The organism is Clostridium nigeriense (genome assembly GCF_900086595.1).
In the GTDB taxonomy this organism is placed as follows: domain Bacteria; phylum Bacillota; class Clostridia; order Clostridiales; family Clostridiaceae; genus Clostridium; species Clostridium nigeriense.
Genome location: NZ_LT575472.1, coordinates 928,570 through 947,430, shown reverse-complemented (window position 1 = coordinate 947,430; position 18,861 = coordinate 928,570). Strand labels below are relative to the sequence as shown.

The 18,861-nt window shown below is 26.6% G+C and carries 14 protein-coding genes; 1 reads left to right on the top strand and 13 read right to left on the bottom strand.

Annotated features, from left to right (window positions below; translation table 11 throughout):
* Positions 1 to 31: 31 nt before the first annotated feature.
* Entirely contained in the window at positions 32 to 697 is a 666-nt protein-coding gene (locus BN6774_RS04665) for a sugar transferase (RefSeq protein ID WP_066890527.1), read from the bottom strand.
* A 324-nt stretch (positions 698 to 1,021) separates the two neighbouring features.
* On the opposite strand from BN6774_RS04665, the gene BN6774_RS04660 reads away from it, so the two are divergent.
* On the top strand, positions 1,022 to 1,978 hold the full coding sequence (locus BN6774_RS04660; protein ID WP_066890523.1) for an LCP family protein: 957 nt from the start codon (positions 1,022 to 1,024) through the stop codon (positions 1,976 to 1,978).
* A gap of 182 nt (positions 1,979 to 2,160) precedes the next feature.
* Here BN6774_RS04660 and BN6774_RS04655 read toward each other — a convergent pair whose 3' ends face one another.
* The 12 genes from BN6774_RS04655 to BN6774_RS04600 all read right to left on the bottom strand — a co-directional run bounded on the left by BN6774_RS04655 (position 2,161) and on the right by BN6774_RS04600 (position 18,826).
* Positions 2,161 to 3,678 (bottom strand): alginate O-acetyltransferase AlgX-related protein, encoded by a 1,518-nt coding sequence (locus tag BN6774_RS04655; RefSeq protein WP_066890520.1) that lies wholly within the window; start codon positions 3,676 to 3,678, stop codon positions 2,161 to 2,163.
* A 24-nt stretch (positions 3,679 to 3,702) separates the two neighbouring features.
* Positions 3,703 to 5,136, bottom strand: a complete 1,434-nt coding sequence (locus tag BN6774_RS04650) for an MBOAT family O-acyltransferase (protein ID WP_066890518.1) — start codon at positions 5,134 to 5,136, stop codon at positions 3,703 to 3,705.
* 296 nt (positions 5,137 to 5,432) lie between these two features.
* Positions 5,433 to 7,190, bottom strand: a complete 1,758-nt coding sequence (locus tag BN6774_RS04645) for a sensor histidine kinase (protein WP_066890515.1) — start codon at positions 7,188 to 7,190, stop codon at positions 5,433 to 5,435.
* Positions 7,165 to 8,727 (bottom strand): response regulator transcription factor, encoded by a 1,563-nt coding sequence (locus tag BN6774_RS04640; RefSeq protein WP_066890512.1) that lies wholly within the window; start codon positions 8,725 to 8,727, stop codon positions 7,165 to 7,167. Before BN6774_RS04640 ends, BN6774_RS04645 begins: the two co-directional genes overlap by 26 nt.
* Before the next feature lie 128 nt (positions 8,728 to 8,855).
* Positions 8,856 to 11,915, bottom strand: coding sequence for a beta-galactosidase, LacZ type (locus BN6774_RS04635; RefSeq protein WP_066890509.1), 3,060 nt, complete (start codon positions 11,913 to 11,915; stop codon positions 8,856 to 8,858).
* Positions 11,916 to 11,964: 49 nt separating this feature from the next.
* Positions 11,965 to 12,810 carry a carbohydrate ABC transporter permease gene (locus tag BN6774_RS04630; protein ID WP_066890506.1) on the bottom strand — a complete coding sequence of 282 codons (846 nt, stop codon included), beginning with the start codon at positions 12,808 to 12,810 and terminating at the stop codon, positions 11,965 to 11,967.
* Entirely contained in the window at positions 12,803 to 13,693 is an 891-nt protein-coding gene (locus tag BN6774_RS04625) for a carbohydrate ABC transporter permease (RefSeq protein ID WP_066890503.1), read from the bottom strand. Before BN6774_RS04625 ends, BN6774_RS04630 begins: the two co-directional genes overlap by 8 nt.
* A 221-nt stretch (positions 13,694 to 13,914) precedes the next feature.
* On the bottom strand, positions 13,915 to 15,222 hold the full coding sequence (locus tag BN6774_RS04620; protein ID WP_066890500.1) for an ABC transporter substrate-binding protein: 1,308 nt from the start codon (positions 15,220 to 15,222) through the stop codon (positions 13,915 to 13,917).
* Positions 15,223 to 15,496: 274 nt separating this feature from the next.
* Positions 15,497 to 15,979 (bottom strand): PssE/Cps14G family polysaccharide biosynthesis glycosyltransferase, encoded by a 483-nt coding sequence (gene pssE, locus BN6774_RS04615; protein WP_066890497.1) that lies wholly within the window; start codon positions 15,977 to 15,979, stop codon positions 15,497 to 15,499.
* 59 nt (positions 15,980 to 16,038) lie between these two features.
* Positions 16,039 to 16,497 (bottom strand): PssD/Cps14F family polysaccharide biosynthesis glycosyltransferase, encoded by a 459-nt coding sequence (gene pssD / locus BN6774_RS04610; protein WP_066890494.1) that lies wholly within the window; start codon positions 16,495 to 16,497, stop codon positions 16,039 to 16,041.
* Positions 16,498 to 16,512: 15 nt separating this feature from the next.
* Entirely contained in the window at positions 16,513 to 17,691 is a 1,179-nt protein-coding gene (locus tag BN6774_RS04605; protein ID WP_066890491.1) for a hypothetical protein, read from the bottom strand.
* 52 nt (positions 17,692 to 17,743) lie between these two features.
* On the bottom strand, positions 17,744 to 18,826 hold the full coding sequence (locus BN6774_RS04600; RefSeq protein ID WP_066890488.1) for a glycosyltransferase family 4 protein: 1,083 nt from the start codon (positions 18,824 to 18,826) through the stop codon (positions 17,744 to 17,746).
* Positions 18,827 to 18,861 lie beyond the last annotated feature (35 nt).

The window sequence follows — 18,861 nt, the reverse complement described above, 5'->3', positions numbered from 1 at the left end:
CCAATCACCTCTATTAAAATCACTCTTTTATTTAAATTGCTCCGTCTTTCTTTATGACAGAAATAAAAGTTTTTAAAATTATCTTAAAATCCATTAATAATGATCTATTATTAATATAATGAATATCCATTTGAACTCTCTCATCATAGGTTGTATCACTTCTACCATTTGCTTGCCAATACCCAGTAAGTCCAGGTAACACTGAAAAAACTACTTCTGCATATTTACCATACTTAGAAATCTCTTTTTCAACTATAGGTCTAGGTCCTACAATACTCATATCTCCCTTTAAAATATTAAATAGTTGTGGTAATTCATCTAAGCTTGTTTTTCTTAAAAATCCTCCAACTTTAGTTATTCTTGGGTCATTGTCCAATTTAAAATTTATATAATATTCTTTCTTTTGTTCTTCAGTAAAATTATTAAATATTTCTTGAGAATTTTCATACATAGTTCTAAATTTATATATTTTGAACTTTCTCATATTTTTCCCAATTCTTTCATGTCCAAAAATAACTTTTCCTTTAGAATCAAATCTAACTACTAAGGCCACTATTATGAATATAGGGCTTAACACAATTATAGCAAATAATGATAAAACTACATCCGCTACTCTTTTTATTAAATTATATGCTACCCTTTCTGATTGTTCATATATAATATCCATCTGCTGATTACTAGTATTAATATTATCCATGCTTATCCCCCTTATTTACAATATATACACTATTTTCTTTACATATAAATAACATCATTCTAAATTTTGCACGTATAATTATATCATATAATTTTTTTTAATCAAACTCTCCAGAAGAAGTGATATATTTTAGCTTCACCCTTTCATTTAATACCTAATATCTCTTCTAATTCTACCTTAAAGGACTCTAACGACACTCTAATTATACCATGAAATATTATTAAGTATATAATAGTCAAATAATTCCTTCCTTTATTTTCAATATTGCCATATTTTGATATAATATATCAGTATTTAAAAAATTTGTACTATGGAGGAGAATTTATGAAAAAATTCACAAAAAAAAATAAAATTCTTTTTATTATCATATCATTTGTTTTAATTTTAGCTCTTGGGGGAGTATCCTATACATATTATCTTTCATCTAAAGTAGAAAGAGTAAATGTCGATAGAAATGATGTTATAAATACAGGTAAAGATTTACCTAAAGAAGCTGATGATGTTATTACTATAGCTTTGTTCGGAAGTGACTTCTCCGAAATATATGATATTAGTGCTGCTGATGCAACTATGATTCTAGCCATAAATACTAAGAATAACACTATTAAACTTTGCTCGCTAATGCGCGATATCTACTTAGATTTACCTGATGGTGGTAAAATGAATTTAAATTATACCATTTTAGATGGTGGTCCAAGCTCAATATTAAAAGCTATTAATTATAACTTCAATTTAAAGATAGATAAGTTTGTTCAAGTTGATTTGAAAAGATTACCTAAAATAATTGATGCACTTGGTGGAGTTGAAATTGAAATAACGTCAGATGAGCTGAAATATATAAACAGCTACATAAAACAAATAGATGAGAAAAATGGAACGACAACAGATAATATTTATACAGCAGGAAAACAACTTTTAAATGGTACACAAGCTTCTGCATACTGTAGAATTAGGTACACAGCAGGAAGAGATTTTAGAAGAACTGAAAGACAAAGAGATGTTCTTAATGCTTTATTTGTTAAATTCAAAGATATAAACTTAACTGAAGTGCCTGGAATGATAAATAAAATCCTACCATTAGTAACTACCAATTTAACTAATAGCGAAATAATATCTATATCTACTAAGGCTTTAAGCATGGGATTGAACAATATAGAACAAGAAAGATTCCCTTCTGATGAAAATATAATTAGTGCTGGTTTTACAGATATGTATCATACTAATATAAATATTGAAGGAACAACAGAAGAGTTACATAGATTTCTATTTTCATTAGAATAAAAAAAGCTATAAATGTTATAGTCCTTACTCCGTCGTAACCTCTAAGTCGCCATCATATACAATTTCTATCCCTAAAACTGAAGAAAGGAATTAAGAAAATCTTAATTCCTTTTATTCCACATTCACCTTAATCTCCAAGTAGCATTAATATCAATTCGCTCTTTTAATAATTATTACAACTATTATTCTAAATTTATTTGATGTCTTTGATATCTATATTTATCTTGAGATACAAAATACAAATCAAAACTATCTATATTTTTTATTTCTGAAGTCATAATTGAAAATTCAACAAATCTTTTGTTATCTGCTTCTTTTACTTTACAATCCAAAGCTCTATTATTTATATATGCATAAGCAAAGAAGTCCTCATTACTTTGAATTTCTACCGAAAAGTTTGTTAAATCCTCTCCATATTTATTAACTTTAGTAATTGTAACAAAGTTTTCTTCTTTTATTCCTTTATTATTCATAAAATATTCTAAGCTTTTCATGTGAATTTTATTTTTCATATCATTGTCTGGGAAATAAAAATTAAAATGCGTGTACTCTGTTGACTCAAATAAAACTATATCTGGATTGAATATATTGATATAATACTCATAGTCAATAACATTTCTATAATTATGAATCTTCATAACTTCTGAAAAGCTTTCTGTTATAAATTTTTCTTTATTATCAAAATAACTTCCTGCAAATATTAATATTCTAGGAGCATCTTCATTTTCTGAATTCTTATAATGTGTAAAATTTCTAAAGCTTTCATGCCTTACTATTTCATCTTCTAAATCTTCTATATAAATTGAATTATCATTAATTAAATTAAAATGATTAGTTTTTTCATCAATTTTAAAATTAGAAGCTACAAGAGTTTCATTTATATATTCCTCTACTTTGTAATTACTTAAATTAAATTTATCAACTCTATTATCTAATAAACTCAATCTATCTATTATTGTAGAAATACCAATTATAGCCCCAGCTTCATTCCAATGCCTAGCATCATACTTTTGATCAAATAATAAATTAGAATTTATATCATTATAATCAATTTCTCCATTCTCTGTAGTTTTTCCATCTAAATAAAGCTTATTTAAAGCTTCTTCTACACCTTCTTCTTTTGCTTCCTTTAAGGTTTCTACATTATTTAAATAATTAATTTCTTTTTCCTTTAAAAGCTCTATAAAATATTCTATATCAATATTTTCATAATTAAATCCTTTTGTTATATATTCAGGATATATAAGTTCTTTTCTCGGTTCTACTGCATATAAAAATTTTATATTTCTTTCATTACAATAATCTTGGAATCCCTTTATAAAATCAGCATATATATCCATAAACTCAGGGTTAAACTCATTTTCCTCTGCCTTAGACATTATAAAATCTTCTCTTCCATATTCATATCTAGGATGAGTTATTTCGTGAAATAGACTATCCATAGCTTCAGAGTATAAATCAACTATTTTTGTTCTAAAACCAATTCTATCATCCACATAGCTTTTAATATTTTCAAAAACCTTACCTTCTCTAAAGATATCTTCAATCTCTAAAAGTTTTCTATTATCTATATAAGAAACTTGATTTCTTTTAAAATTCATAAATAAAACTGGAACTAAAATAACTATAAAAAATGAGATTATTAATATAATATCACTTAACGTCTTTTTATCTTTAGGTTTTCTTTTTATTAAATTCATCTTAAGCACCTCATTTTATTAACACTAAAATTGAAAATATATAAATGGACTATAGGTAGAATTAATCATAAATATTAGTGCTATAATAAATAAAAGTATTATTAAAATATTTTTAACTGTTTCAAAATACCTTTTTTCTTTATATTTTGAAACAACTATCTTCAATATTGGAGTTGAAAAAATTATTCCAACAACTATTAAAAACATAGTTTTTACTTGTATAAAATAAGAAACTTCAAAAGTTATATTATTAAAGCTTATTAAACCAAACATTGTGGATAAATATTTCATAGCAGTTGATAAATTATCTGCTTTAAATAAAACCCAACCTATTAATACTATAAATAAAGTACTAAAAGCCTTTATTCCTGAAGGAATATTTTTATACCATTCCTTATCTCTTGCAAATCTTTCCATAATAATGAATAATCCATGCCAAAGTCCCCAAATTACAAAATTCCACGAAGCCCCATGCCAAAGACCAGTTACTAAAAACACAATAAATAAATTAAAATACACATTTCCTGTTCTATTTCCACCTAAAGGAATATATAAATACTCTTTAAACCATGTAGATAAAGATATATGCCATCTTCTCCAAAATTCTGTTATAGACTTCGATATATATGGATAGTTAAAGTTTTCGATAAATTTAAATCCAAAGAAATGCCCAATTCCTATTGCCATATCTGAATATCCTGAAAAATCAAAATATATTTGTAAGCTATAACAAATAGCCCCCAACCAAGCTGTTATAATATCAATTCCTGAAGTATTCACTAAGATAAAAACTTCATCTGCTACACCACCAAGAACATCTGCAATTATAACTTTTTTAGCTAGTCCTATTACAAATCTTGATATTCCATAACTAAATTCGCCTACAGATTCTTCTCTTTTTCTTATTTCCTTATCAACACTTTTATACTTCACTATTGGTCCTGCTACAAGTTGAGGAAATAAAGAAATATAAAGAGCAACAGAAAAAAGATTTCTATTTACCTTAGCATCTTTTCTATAAATATCAATTATATAAGACATACCTTGAAAAGTGAAAAATGAAATACCTATAGGTAAAACTATATTTTTAAATTGTATGTTACTCCCTAATACCATGTTGAGATTCTCTAAAAAGAAATCATAATATTTATAATAAAAAAGTAATCCTAAATTTAAAAATACTCCAATAGCTAAGCAAGTCTTTTTTAATTTATTAAATTTCCTCTTATTATTTGAACTATTCTCTTTAATATCTAATGAATCTATCAAAACTCCAAATATATAATTAATTAGTATTGATACTAATAATATTTTTAAATAAGAAATACCACCACAGGCATAAAAAACAAGGCTTGCTAAAAGTAAAATATAGTTTCTTACTTTTTTATCACATAAATAATATAAAAATATAACTAATGGTAAAAATATAAATATGAATATTGATGAACTAAATACCATTATTTTCTCCTTTGTTATTATCTAAAATTTTCATTAATCCATTCACTAATATAATCTCCATATTTTTAATATATATCGCATTATTTTTGCATAAGTTTTACTGTAACCTATTTTGTTGAATACTATATGAACTTCATGTAAAAAAACTATTAAAAAATGCTATATAAAGCTATTTACATAGTATTATTTTTATAAATTTATTGGTAATAAAAAAAGCCCTAGATTTATTATCCTAGAGCTAAATTAAAATCACTTATATTAATTTAATAATTCGTTAATTTTACTATCAATGCAATCTATTCTTTAAACTTTGGAATTACTATGGTGATAGTTGTTCCCTTATTTATCTTACTCTTTATATTTATTCCATAGCCATTGCCATAAATTAATTTAATTCTACTATCAACATTATTAATGCCTATTCCACTAAAATATCTATTTTTATCTTCATTTCCCTTCATGATTTTATCTATTTTATCATCATCTATTCCTATTCCATTATCATAAACTTCTATTTTTATATTACTCTCATCATACTCTTTTATAAAAACTTGTATTTCTCCTTCTTCTTCTGAAGGAAAAGCATGAAAGAAAGAATTTTCTATAAAGGGTTGTAATATTAGTTTTGGTATTAAATATTCATAGCAGTCAGGCATAATGAAATACTCTACCTTTATCCTATCCCCATATCTTATATTATTAATTAATACATAGTTTTTTAAGTTTTCAATTTCCTCTTTTATAGTTATAAACTCATCTGTTTTACTTATGGTATTTCTTATCATATTTATAAAAGCATCTATTGCAGTAATAGATTTATCTTTACTCCCTTGCCAAATAAGCAGTTTAATGCTAGATAAGGTGTTAAAAATATAGTGAGGATTTATCTGCATTTGTAAAGCATGTATCTCAGCTTTTCTCTTTTCCTTTTGCACTTTCATCAACTCATTAATATGCTTATTTATATCTGTTATCATAAAATTATAAGTAGATGATAACTCTTTTATTTCTTCTGGACCACTTACCTCTATATATTCATTAAAGTTTCCATCTCTTACTTTAGACATTTTTTCGGTCAATAAATAAAGAGGCTTTGTCATTTGCCTTACTATTAAAAATATTCCAGCCAAAACACATAATGTTATAACTGTACAAATAATAGCTATATTCTTAACATCATACATTTTTGCTAAAGCCTTATTATTATCTACTGTACCACATAAAGTTAAATTACAATAAGGTAATCTTTGAACAAATATAGTATTTCTGTTACTTTCATAACTTTTATTTAATTGCTTATTATCTATTAACTCATTAATAGTATCTTCAAAATCTAGTTGAGCTTGTCCAATATTCTCTTTCTTGTTTGAAGATAAAACTATATTATTTTCATCTAACAAAACTATATCATTAATTTCTAAGGTAAAATAATCATAAAACTTTTGAAATGTTTTTTCTTTAATTATAAAATTGATAACGCCATAAGGCTTTTCATCCTTTAGATTCAAAGCCTTAGAAATAATTATTATAGGTTCATTCTTAGTTGATGAGGTTATTCCCTTTTCAAGATATTTATAAGTTATAGTTTTATTATTTTTAAGTGCATTCTTAGTTATATCTAAATTTAGAATTTCCTCTACACCCATTGTCAATAGTTCTGAGCTGTTTAAATAGGACCTTCCATTTAGTCCTACTACTAAAACACTCATATCATAGTTATTAGAATCCATTGATGACTTCATTTGCTTTTTTAGTTCATAAATATTTTTAGATAAGTCCTTTACTGGTAAATCTTTTTCAGTAAAATATGATCTAAAGGCTCTATGAGAATTAACAGAATCTATAACCTTTACTATTTCACTATGAAAATCATAAATATCATCATTCACTTGATCAAAAATCTTCTTTTGGGAATCCTTATAATTATCAGTAAATATTCCTCTCGAAATGTTTATTGTAATATAGCCTACAGAAATGGAAACACATATTACTCCCACTACTACAACACATAATATTTTTACAAATAAACTATTTAATCTTAGTTTCCATTTCATTATCTAACACTCCCTGAATATGCATTTGCCTTCTGTAGCTACTAGGTGTATGTCCCGTAATTTTTTTAAATACCCTACAAAAATAACTATGATCGGAATAACCAATCATTGAACTAATTTCAGATACATATCTTTTATTTTCCTTTAATAAATCACAAGCTTTCTCTATCCTAATTCTATTTAAGTATTCAGAAAAGCCTTCTTTACAATGGTTATTAAAATAATATGATAAATAGTAATAATTAAAATTAAAAGCATTTGCTATATCACTTAATTCTAAAGGTTTATTATAATGTTCTTCTATATATTCTAAGATTTCATTAATCCTCTCTTCTTCTAAGTTTACATTTTTATTAATAAATTCATTAAGCTCCAAGAAAATATTATTAACTTCATCTTCAAATTCTTCTAAGTATGATATTTTATCTATTTTTTTAAAGTACTTTTGACGTAATTCTTCTGCTTCTAAATCATAGGATTCTAAACTTACAATTAAGTTATATAACAAGTTTTTAACTAAATTCTTAAGCTTATATTCATCCATTTTAACTGAGATTGCTTTATCTATATAACTTTTTATTAAGTTTATTGCAGCTACAAAGTCCTTCCTTTTTAGCAAATAATCATATTTACTTGAATCAAACTTTTCTATTCTATCATCTAAAACAATACCTTCAGTATCTAATATTAACTTTTTCTTATAATAAAACTTTTGTGATAAGTAAGGTGAAAATTCATTATTATATTTATCATTTACCTTAGCTATATTATTAAACTTAGGAGTAATAACAAAAAAAGTATTTTCTTGTACAACTTTTTTTTCTAGATATTTTTCAAACTTACTTACTATTTCTTTATCTTCACTTATCTTATAATTAATTAAATATAATAAAACTTCTTCATTAATAATAAACCTAATAAATATATAATTATTACTTATAAGAAACTCTTCTGTAAGTCTCTTATTCTGCTTTAAAAACTCCTTATTTTTACCATAAGATTGTTTAAAATTAATTCCTAAAAGCCTAAAACAAGTATTAGGAAAAATATTAAAGAATTTATTACTATCTATATCATCTTCAAAACCAAGAATATATCTTTCAATTATATTGCTATAATATATATCTTCATTTTTAACTAATTCTAATCCTGGAATTCTATCTACAGCTTTCTTTAGAGTAACTAAGAGTTGATTTGGTGTTAAGGTTGGTTTTAAAATATAATCTACTGCTCCACTTAGAAGTGTGTCTTTTACATATTCAAAATTATCATAGCTGCTTAAAATTATAATTTGTACATCTGGATACTTCTTTTGAATTATCTTTGAAAAATCTACGCCATTTAATATAGGCATAACTATATCTGATATCACTATATTAGGCTTCAAAACCTCTATTAATTTTAATGCTTCTTCACCATTAGTAGCTTCTCCAACTATTGTAAAGCCTTCTTTTTCCCATTCAATCATATGCTTCATACCTTGTCTCATTATAAACTCATCTTCAACAATTAGAACTTTACAATAATTTCTACTCATTAACCCACCTCTTTCAATTCACAATTCACAATTAATAATTATGATATAATTTGTTCCAAATTACTAAAAAACACTATAAGTGTGAAAACTTCTCTTAAGAAGCTTTCACACTAATTATTAATTTCCCTTTATATCTTAGAAATTATAAAACTTAAATCAATATCCTCACTAGATGGAATGGTAAACTCTTCATGAACTGGTGCTCCCCAGCTATCATCTCCACCTACACCCATTTGCTTTGCTATTATTCTAACCCAAGTATAATTAACAGGTGGTAGCTCATATATATGCATGGCATTTTCAAGCTCATAAGCACTATACGGTAACACACTCATTTCAAAAGGCTTATCTACATAGCTAAATTTTAATCCTTTATTTTCTTCACTTATTACCTTTAACCATCTAACCTTTGTTCTATTTCCACACTCTTGAGGAACTAGGTATCTAGACATATTATTTTTAGCAGTATTTTCAAATACTCCTAATCTAGCTCCATTATTACGATCAATATAATTTTCCTCTGGACCATAACCATAGTATTCAAAAATATCTAGGTTCTTTTTAAACTTAAAGTCCATTGAATATAACGGTATTTCATGTAAGCCCTCTACTCCCTCATAATTTATATTAACCTTTATACTTCCATCTGGAGTTACAGTATATCTAGCTGTATTAGTAGTTTTAATACTAGTAGGCATTTCGAACTTATATACTAAAGTAATTTCTTCTTTACTTTCTGTATAATTAAAATCCACCAGTTTTTGATGTAATCCAGCTATTTGCCAATCTGCTGTCCTAAAATTATGGCTATTTCCTCTATCATTATCAGTTGTAGCTCTAAAGAAAGATGTTCTTGGTGCTCTAGTAATATACTCCTCTCCATCATAGCAAAGAGAAATTAATCCCCCTTCTGGAATAGAAAACATCATTCTAAAATCTTTACCTACAACTCCTATATTTACATCTCCATGAATAATCTTAAACTCACTATTATCTAAAACTTTATTATAACCTTTACATTCATTATCAATAATACTATAAATAGCTTGGCCAAAATCTACTTCGTAGCCTTTATTAGCCCAAAGCATATCTTTATTTAATCTCATAGATATATTATAACTGTATTCACCATTTTCCTCAATTAATGGATATTCTATCTTTATATACTTTTTCTCACCTGCTTCAACATCTACATTGATTTTCTCTTCAAATATCCTTATTCCCTCTTTCTCAATGTAAGCTATAAAATCATAATCTCTTGTTCCAATAAATAAATTATTATTTTCAATTGTTACCCCATTTCTATCTGGAATAATTTTTATATTAGAATAAAGTTTTTTAACTTCTTGTGCCTTTGGAGATATTGTTCTATCTGCATAAACTATTCCATCAGTGCAGAAACAATAATCCGTTGCCCTATCATCAAAATCTCCACCATAAGCTAAGGTTTTTATTCCCTCTTTATCTACTTCTACAGCTTGATCTATATAATCCCATATAAATCCACCTTGATACATTGGATACTTATCTTCAAGGTCACTATAAAGCTTCATTCCTCCACAGGAATTTCCCATAGCATGCATATACTCACAGCTTATATATGGTTTTTTAGGATTATTATTTAAATACTCTTCTATATCCTTAGGCTTTGCATACATCCTACTTTCCATATCACTAGCATCATCAAATTCCCTATTCCAAAATACTCCTTCATAATGTACTAATCTAGTATCATCCTTTTCATGGAAGTACTTTGTCATTTCTAAAATATTCTCTCCTGCATAAGATTCATTTCCACAAGACCAAATTAGTACAGATGGGTGATTTTTATCTCTTTCTAACATAGACTCAGCTCTATCTATTACTACATCTCTCCACTCCGGAATTGAACCTGGAACATTCCACTCTGGGTCGCAGGCGCCTAATTTTTGCCATGAACCATGACTTTCTAAGTTAGCTTCATCTATTAAATAAATTCCATATTCATCACAAAGATCATACCATAAGCTTTGATTTGGATAATGAGATGTTCTTACTGCATTAATGTTATGCTTTTTCATAAATTTTATATCCCAAAGCATATCTTCTTCAGTTATTGCTCTACCATTTTTACTGCTAAACTCATGTCTATTTATACCTTTAAAGATTATTCTCTTTCCATTTATATGCATAATATTATTTTTCATTTCAAAGGTTCTAAATCCAAGTTTTTGTGGAACTATTTCAATTAAATTGTTTTCCTCATCCAAAACCTCAAAATATAAAGTATATAAATAAGGCTCTTCAGCACTCCAATGCTTTACATTATCTATTATAGAATTTAAACTTATAGTTTTCTTATCCTTAGGTATTATTGTACCAAAATCATAAACTATCTTTTCATCTCTATCCTTAAGATAAGACTTTACTTTAAACTCATTATTTTCATCATCTAATATAAAATCTAAATCCACTTCTAAATATCCATTTTTATATTCTTTATCTAAAGTTGATTTTACAAATAAATCTCTTATATGAAGCTTCGGTATTCCATATAAATATACATCTCTAAAGATTCCTGAAAATCTCCAAAAGTCCTGATCTTCTATCCAGCTTGCACTACTTCTTTTATAAACTTCAACAGCTAATTTATTTTCTCCATTTTCTTTAATATAATCAGTTATTTCAAATTCTGATGGAGTGAACGTGTCCTCACTATATCCAACAAACTCTCCATTTACCCATATATAAAATGCAGTTTCAACTCCTTGAAAGGATATAAATATTTTTTTACCTTTTAATTCATCCTTTATCTTGAAATATTTTACATAGCTTCCAACAGGATTATCTTCCTTTGATATATATGGAGGCCTAAGCTCCTCTACGCCATCCCAAGGATACATTGTGTTAATATACTGACATTTATCATACCCTTGCATTTGAATATGACCAGGTACATTTATATAATTGAAAGTACTACAGTCATAATCTTCCTTATAAAAATCCTTTTCCCTTCTAGATGGATTCTTAGCATAAGAAAACTTCCATTTTCCATTTAAACTTTGTTTTAAAGGCATATTGTAGCCTAGTAATGTATCTTCTACATTTTCATAGAATAAATGATCTGAATGAGCATCTATCCTATTTACTCTAAATACCTCTGGATTTTCAAGCCAATCCAAGGTTGGTTCAATCTTTTCTATATTCATTCTAAGCCCTCCTCATAATAATATCTCATTTAAATATTAGCAAAAATTTCTAACCTTTAACAGACCCTGTCATACCTGCAACAAAATGTTTTTGCATTAAGAAGAATATTATAGCTGTTGGTAAGGTCGCAATAACAACAGCAGTCATTATCATTCCATAATCAGGAGTATAAGATGATCCTAATGCTGAAATTACTAAAGGCAGAGTTCTTTTTTCTGGTGATTGCAGAGCAATAAGTGGCCATAAATAACTATTCCAGCTTCCCATAAATGTAACTATAGTAGCTGCTGCATAAGTTGATTTCATGGTTGGCATATATATTCTAAAGAAAATTCCTATTTCACTAAGTCCATCTATTCTTGCAGCTTCTATTAAATCCTTAGGAAAGTTTTTTGTATTTTGTCTAAAGAAAAATATTAAGAAGGCCGTAGCAACAGATATAATTATTACTGATCCACTAGTATTTATTGCTACTCCCTTTAATGGACCCATGCTTTTAAACTTACTAAATAATCTAAATAAAGGAACAATTAATGCTGCAAATGGAACCATCATAGAAAGTAATATAAAACTAAACACCCTATCTCTAGTTTTATTTTTATAAACCTCAAAAGCATAACCTGCAAGTGAAGAAACTAACATAGCTAAAGCAGTTGTAATAACTGCAATTACTAAGGAATTTTTAAAAGCTAGAGAGTATTTTAAATCTGAAGCTAATAAGTTTTTTAAATTTTCTAAGAAATAACTTCCTGGAATTAAAGTTCCCTTTGTAACATCTACAGATTTATTAGTAGTCGCAATTATCATCCAAATAAATGGGAATATTGATATAAATGATAGTACACTCAAAAATACATATTTTAAAATACTTAATATATTAAACTTCTTATTCATCTTTATCACCTCCAGCTTTTAATTGAATAAAGGACAATACTACTATCATTAGTACTATTACATATGAAATTGCTGCTGCATAACCAAAGTTTGGTGAATACTTAAATAACAAATTATATATATATTGTGAAATTGTTATGGTTGCATTAGCAGGTCCCCCATTAGTAATATTAACTGTTTCATCAAATAATTGTAGTGTTCCTATAGTTGAATTTATTGTTGTAAATAAAATAATAGGTTTCAATAATGGAAGAGTTATACTCTTAAATTTCATAAAAGCATTTGCTCCATCTATTTCTGCAGCTTCATATATTGAATCATCAATTGCCTGCATTCCTGCTAAATAAAATACCATATTATAACCTGTCCATCTCCATGTTATAGCTATTATTATAAGAGCCTTAGCCCAAATAGGATGAGTGATCCAAGCTATAGGCTCTGCAATAAGGTTAATTTTCATTAAAAATACATTTACAAATCCATCTGTTGCAAATAAACTTTTAAATATTATAGAGTAAGCTACTAAGGATGTAACACAAGGTAAAAATATAGCTGTTCTAAAAAATCCTCTAGCCTTTAATTTCTTATCATTTAATAAAGCAGAAATAGCAAGGGCTAAAATTATCATAATTGGAACTTGAATAACTAAATATAATATTGTATTTAATAATGCCTTTTTGAAAGTTGAGTCTGTAAGTAATCTCTTATAATTCTCTATACCTACAAAATTCAAATTATTACCCATTCCACTTTTTAGAGAAATAATAAAAGCCTCTATCATAGGATAAAATACAAGAACTGTTACTAAAATTATGCTTGGCAAAATAAATAACCATGCTTTTCTATCTAATTTATTTTTTAATTTAATACTTTTACTTTTCATCTTATCCCCCCTTATATGAGAAATAGCCATTTACTAATTTCTCTTTTAATAAATGGCTATTTTTATTATTCATGAACTTATAAAAAAATTACCTATATCACTTTTCATAATTCCGAATGAAATGAGGAATTATTACCTTTAGCTACGAAGTGCTCCTATTAATTTTGCGTTGACTTGGAGCGCATGCGACGGAATAAGCAAAATTATATAGGTGCACTTTCTTATTGGGCAACTGCTGATTCTATTTGAGTTTGGAAGGATTGTAATGTTGAATCAATATCTGCTCCACCTAAGATAGCTTGAACAGCTTCAGTCATAATATCTTCTATTGCATAAGTGTGTAAGCTATAGTTTACTGAAGGAACCTCTCCTGTCCACTTAGCAAAATCTGCAAATATCTCTTGTCCACCAAAGAAATCATTTCCCTTTGAATAATTAGGTGCTTCAGCTGCCTTCTTTAAAGTACTAACTAAAGTTATTGAATCAGCTAAGTCATTCATTAAATCTACATTAGATGCAAAAGTTTTACCTAAGAAATCTACTGCCATATCACTATTCCCAACATTCTTAAGAGCATACCATCCTGCTCCACCTAGTGAAGAAGCGTTAACTGAATCTTTGTTATTAGCCATTTTAGGGAAGGCTGCAACTGCCCATTTTCCGCTTTGATCTTCTGCCTTTTTAATTGAAGGTCCAATCCAACAACCTGTAACTACTGTAGCAACTTCACCCTTGTTAAAGGCACCTACAAATTGATCCCAATCAGCTACTTGCTTTGTTATTCCAGACTCTGTTAAGTCCTTATATACTTTTATAGCATCCTTTAATGCTTGATTATTAGCTACAGTAACTTTTCCTTCAGCATCTGTATACCATGAACCAGCACTTTGTAGCATCATTCTAATTTGTCCTAAATCACTCGGGTCTAATGTACACATAGCAACTCCAGTTTTTTCTTTGACTGCCTTACCTATTTCAATATATTTTTCCCAAGTTAAGTTTTCCATATCTGCCTTAATATAACCAGCTTGCTCTATTAAATCTGTTCTATAAAAAGTTGCTGCAACTCCACTATCAAACGGTATTCCATATAACTTTCCATCTACATAGTTGACACCAGTCTTATATTCTGCAAAATCACTTGGCTTAGCTACTGATGATAAATCTGCAAATTCATCTTTATATGCTGTTAAATATCCTTGTATCTTGTAGTCTTCTATTAGAACTATATTAGGAAGCCCTTCATAAGAACCAGACGATAAGCTTGTATTTAATTTTGCAACTATATCATCTTGAGCCATAGTAACAACTTCAATTTCAGCATCTGGATTATCTTTTAAATATATTTCCTTAGCCTTATTTGCTGCTACTATATTGAAGGCTTCATCCCAAGCCCAAATAGTAATTTTCTTGTTTGCAGTATCTCCAGTATCTTCACCCTTTTCCCCTGATGAATTACCTCCACAAGCTACTAACCCAAAGGTCATTGCAGTTGCCATAATAATTGATGCTAGTTTTTTAAATTTCATTTATACCCCTCCATATTAATAAATTATATTCTCTAAGTCATCTTTGTAATGCTTTACAACTTCTACAATTATATTATCATATCATTTTAAAATTAATTTAGAAAATAATTTATTAAAACTTTTAAATTTTTTAGATTTAATTTTTTCTTTTACATAATCTTTAGACTTTTTTTAGATATTATCACTATTTTTATATTGTAAATTTAATAATATTAGAAACCTATAAAAATATAAAAGGACCTTACATAATGCAAGATCCATTAAAATATTCAAGTTAAAATTCTCTATCTAAATATTTCTCTATTTGACTAATTATATTATTTGTATTGGATGCATATTCCTTTACATCCTTATACCTTGCTTTTTCTATTACATTAGCTAATAAAGATACATCATCAACTTTTTCAATAAGTCCAATGTCATAAAATTCGTTAATTAGCTGAATTTGGTGATTATCAACATGTTCTCTAAAGTCTTTTAGCCTTGCTATTGCAACTATCCTCTTTCTAAGTTTCAATGCCTTAATTATAGTTCCTGTTCCTCCATGTGTTATTACAATATCAGCTTTCCTAAGATTTTTTTCAAATTCTTCTGAATTCAAAAATTGAATAACTTTATAATTTTTAGGTTTATATGTGCTATATCCAATTTGCCCTAATACCTCTTCATTTATCTTATTCTTTTCAATTAATTTATCCATTTCTATTAGTAATCTATTAAATTGAAACTTTTGACTTCCAACTGTTACAAATATCATATAACACCGCCTTTAATAATATTAGATAAGAAAAATAAATTGCTCTTTCTTAAAGCTTTTCAATATATTCCTCCTTTGTATATTGCATTAGGATAAACTTTTAGCATTTCTTCCCATTGCACATAAAACTCATTAGCACACCTATACATTAACTTACCAGTTAATGTTGGACTATTAACCTTAGCGAAAGATTCAATATAAATAATCCTTTTTCTAAAAATCTTTGCAATTAAACACATTGGAATAGTAGCTAGGACCCCTGTTGAAATTACTATTTCAGGTCTTTTTAATAAGAAAATATATAAACTTATAAAAGTATTAATTATCATTTTTAAAATCCATGTTCTTTCTAGTCTATTCACTTGATATAAATAATAAATTTTTTTATTACTTTTTATTGAATTATATTCTGTTTTCTCAGTAACAATAAAACTATTGTGCTTATCAATAATTGGCCTTAGCATCATTAATTGATCTAAATGACCTCCTGTTGATGCTATAAAACAAATTTTTTTCATTTAACCATCACCTAATTATTTTTTATTACTTTTTAGAGTTTCATCTATCTTATATAAATTTTTAATATAATAATTAATAGTTAAAAAAATATATATTATAAATGTTAACACAATTAAAATCCCTACAGTTTCAGCTAGTCCATTGTATGTAAAAGGAATTATTAATACACATCCATAGTTTATAGCTAATAAAAAATTTTTACTATTTATAAAACTAAAAATTGGTTTTATAAAAAATAGTACTATTAAAAATATTGTAGCTAAAATTCCATAATCGAAGGAAAACATGATAATTGGATTTTCAAAATTTACACCCGCAAAAATATATCTACTAATATAGTTTGAATATCCAATTCCATTACCTGTCAATAATCTTGGATACATCTTAAAAAAAATTATTTCCCTAATTCCTGCCAGCCTTCCATTAGTTACATCTCCCCAAGATGCTGTTTCTCTAAATTTTGACCATATATAATTATCAACAACTGGCGTATATAAAAATATCAGCATAATAATTGGTAAAATAAAATATGGGATGCTTTTTATCTTACAACATGAAACAGAATATATAACACCAAGAAAAATAACAGTAATCATTGATATTCTACCAGAAGCTAATACAGTTCCTACTAAAGCTATAAAAATATCAGTAATAATAAACAAATCATTTCTTTTATTAAAATATCTAGAAAATATAGTATTAAAGCTTATAAATATTGCATAATACCACCCTGATGTTAAAGGGTGCCCCACAATACCACCTGTTCTACCAACTTTAATTGACAAAATTACTTGAATAATGAAGGTACTATAAACAAATATATTAAAAATCTTAACTATCTTAGTGAAAAAATAATTTACATCCACATCTCCATAATTAACTAATAGTATTAATAACGGAGCTAAAAAACCAATTAATGTTCTTAGAAAAATTAAAATTCCATATCTATTTACTATAAAATTTACAACAATAAGTCCTGATATAAATAGAAATATAAGAAAGTTAATTTTATCAAATTTATTTTTTTTATATACAAACATAGCAATAAATATTGTTATAGGAATTACATGATAATTAAATATACTACTACCTATAAAATTATTTAAATATGTTCTTATTCCCTGGCTCATAATAACTATCATTAAAAACAATAATATAATTAAATTTTCCTTAACATACTTCTTTTGAGACATACCCTCTCCTTCTAAGATAAATCTTTATAATTATAAAAAACCATAAATGGCTTTATCTTTCCTTAAGAACTTTTTTATAAAATTTTAAATGAGAATTTATATACTTTTCTGATGAAAAGTTTTGAGTAAAAGTTCTATATGCACCTTTTTTTAAAGATTTATATAAATCTATATTATAATATATTTCATTTATTCTTTTCGCAAAACTACTAATATCTTTAACAGGAGCTAGATATCCATTTATACCATTAATTATTTCCTCACAAGTACCTGGAATATTAGTTGCAACAACAGGTATTCTTTGTGAAAAAGCTTCTATTGGCGCTAAAGGAAGTCCTTCTACATATGAACATAGTAAGACTAAGTCTATATGCTTTAAATGTTCAATGACATTGTCCTTACTTCCTATCATAAATACATAATCATCTAAATTATTTTTACTTATATACTCTCTTAGGTTCTTACTCTCTTCCCCATCTCCAATAAAAAAAAACCTTGTGTTTTTATTAGTCGCAATAACTTCTTTAGCTATATCAACAAAATCATAAACTCCCTTATAGTCTATAATTCTACTTATTTGTGCTATTGAAAAGTAATTTTTATTTTTAGCATCTATCAATATACTATCAATATTTTTATTTTCATTTTTTATTTCTACTGTATTATAAATTGTAGTTATATTTTTTTTATTTAATTTACACTTTTTTATTAAAATATCTTTTGCTGAATTACTTACACAAATTATACTGATCCCTCTTAAAAATAATCTAGTTAAGAGATACTTATTTTCTATACATACATGTTGCGTATGTATAATCTTTATTCTAGTAAAAAGAGTAGCTACTTTTGAAAGCACTGTAGTCATTCTATGATGGCTATGAATTAACTGAATATTTTCTTCCATAATTATCTTTATTATCTTAAATATATTAAATATCATTGCAAATATATTTAAAAGACTGACATCCTTTATTATATAATGCTTAATTCCCATATTAATAAAATTAGGAAGTAGCTTTCCTCCTGAACTTGCTAAAATTATCTTATTTTTATCCTTAAGTTCCTTACAAAGCTTTAATATACACTTAGTATCCCCGCCTAAGTGTACTGAATTACTAATATATAAAATATTCAAATTAAAATTCTCCTTATATATTTTTAATTTGAGTA

What these genes read in the sequence shown, in the direction of transcription:
- BN6774_RS04630 (WP_066890506.1), bottom strand. Translation starts at nt 12,810, where the DNA reads ATGAATAAGAAGTTTAATATATTAAGTATTTTAAAATATGTATTTTTG.
- pssE (WP_066890497.1), bottom strand. Translation starts at nt 15,979, where the DNA reads ATGATATTTGTAACAGTTGGAAGTCAAAAGTTTCAATTTAATAGATTA.
- pssD (WP_066890494.1), bottom strand. Translation starts at nt 16,497, where the DNA reads ATGAAAAAAATTTGTTTTATAGCATCAACAGGAGGTCATTTAGATCAA.
- BN6774_RS04625 (WP_066890503.1), bottom strand. Translation starts at nt 13,693, where the DNA reads ATGAAAAGTAAAAGTATTAAATTAAAAAATAAATTAGATAGAAAAGCA.
- BN6774_RS04650 (WP_066890518.1), bottom strand. Translation starts at nt 5,136, where the DNA reads ATGGTATTTAGTTCATCAATATTCATATTTATATTTTTACCATTAGTT.
- BN6774_RS04640 (WP_066890512.1), bottom strand. Translation starts at nt 8,727, where the DNA reads ATGAGTAGAAATTATTGTAAAGTTCTAATTGTTGAAGATGAGTTTATA.
- BN6774_RS04665 (WP_066890527.1), bottom strand. Translation starts at nt 697, where the DNA reads ATGGATAATATTAATACTAGTAATCAGCAGATGGATATTATATATGAA.
- BN6774_RS04635 (WP_066890509.1), bottom strand. Translation starts at nt 11,915, where the DNA reads ATGAATATAGAAAAGATTGAACCAACCTTGGATTGGCTTGAAAATCCA.
- BN6774_RS04620 (WP_066890500.1), bottom strand. Translation starts at nt 15,222, where the DNA reads ATGAAATTTAAAAAACTAGCATCAATTATTATGGCAACTGCAATGACC.
- BN6774_RS04645 (WP_066890515.1), bottom strand. Translation starts at nt 7,190, where the DNA reads ATGAAATGGAAACTAAGATTAAATAGTTTATTTGTAAAAATATTATGT.
- BN6774_RS04605 (WP_066890491.1), bottom strand. Translation starts at nt 17,691, where the DNA reads ATGTCTCAAAAGAAGTATGTTAAGGAAAATTTAATTATATTATTGTTT.
- BN6774_RS04660 (WP_066890523.1), top strand. Translation starts at nt 1,022, where the DNA reads ATGAAAAAATTCACAAAAAAAAATAAAATTCTTTTTATTATCATATCA.
- BN6774_RS04655 (WP_066890520.1), bottom strand. Translation starts at nt 3,678, where the DNA reads ATGAATTTAATAAAAAGAAAACCTAAAGATAAAAAGACGTTAAGTGAT.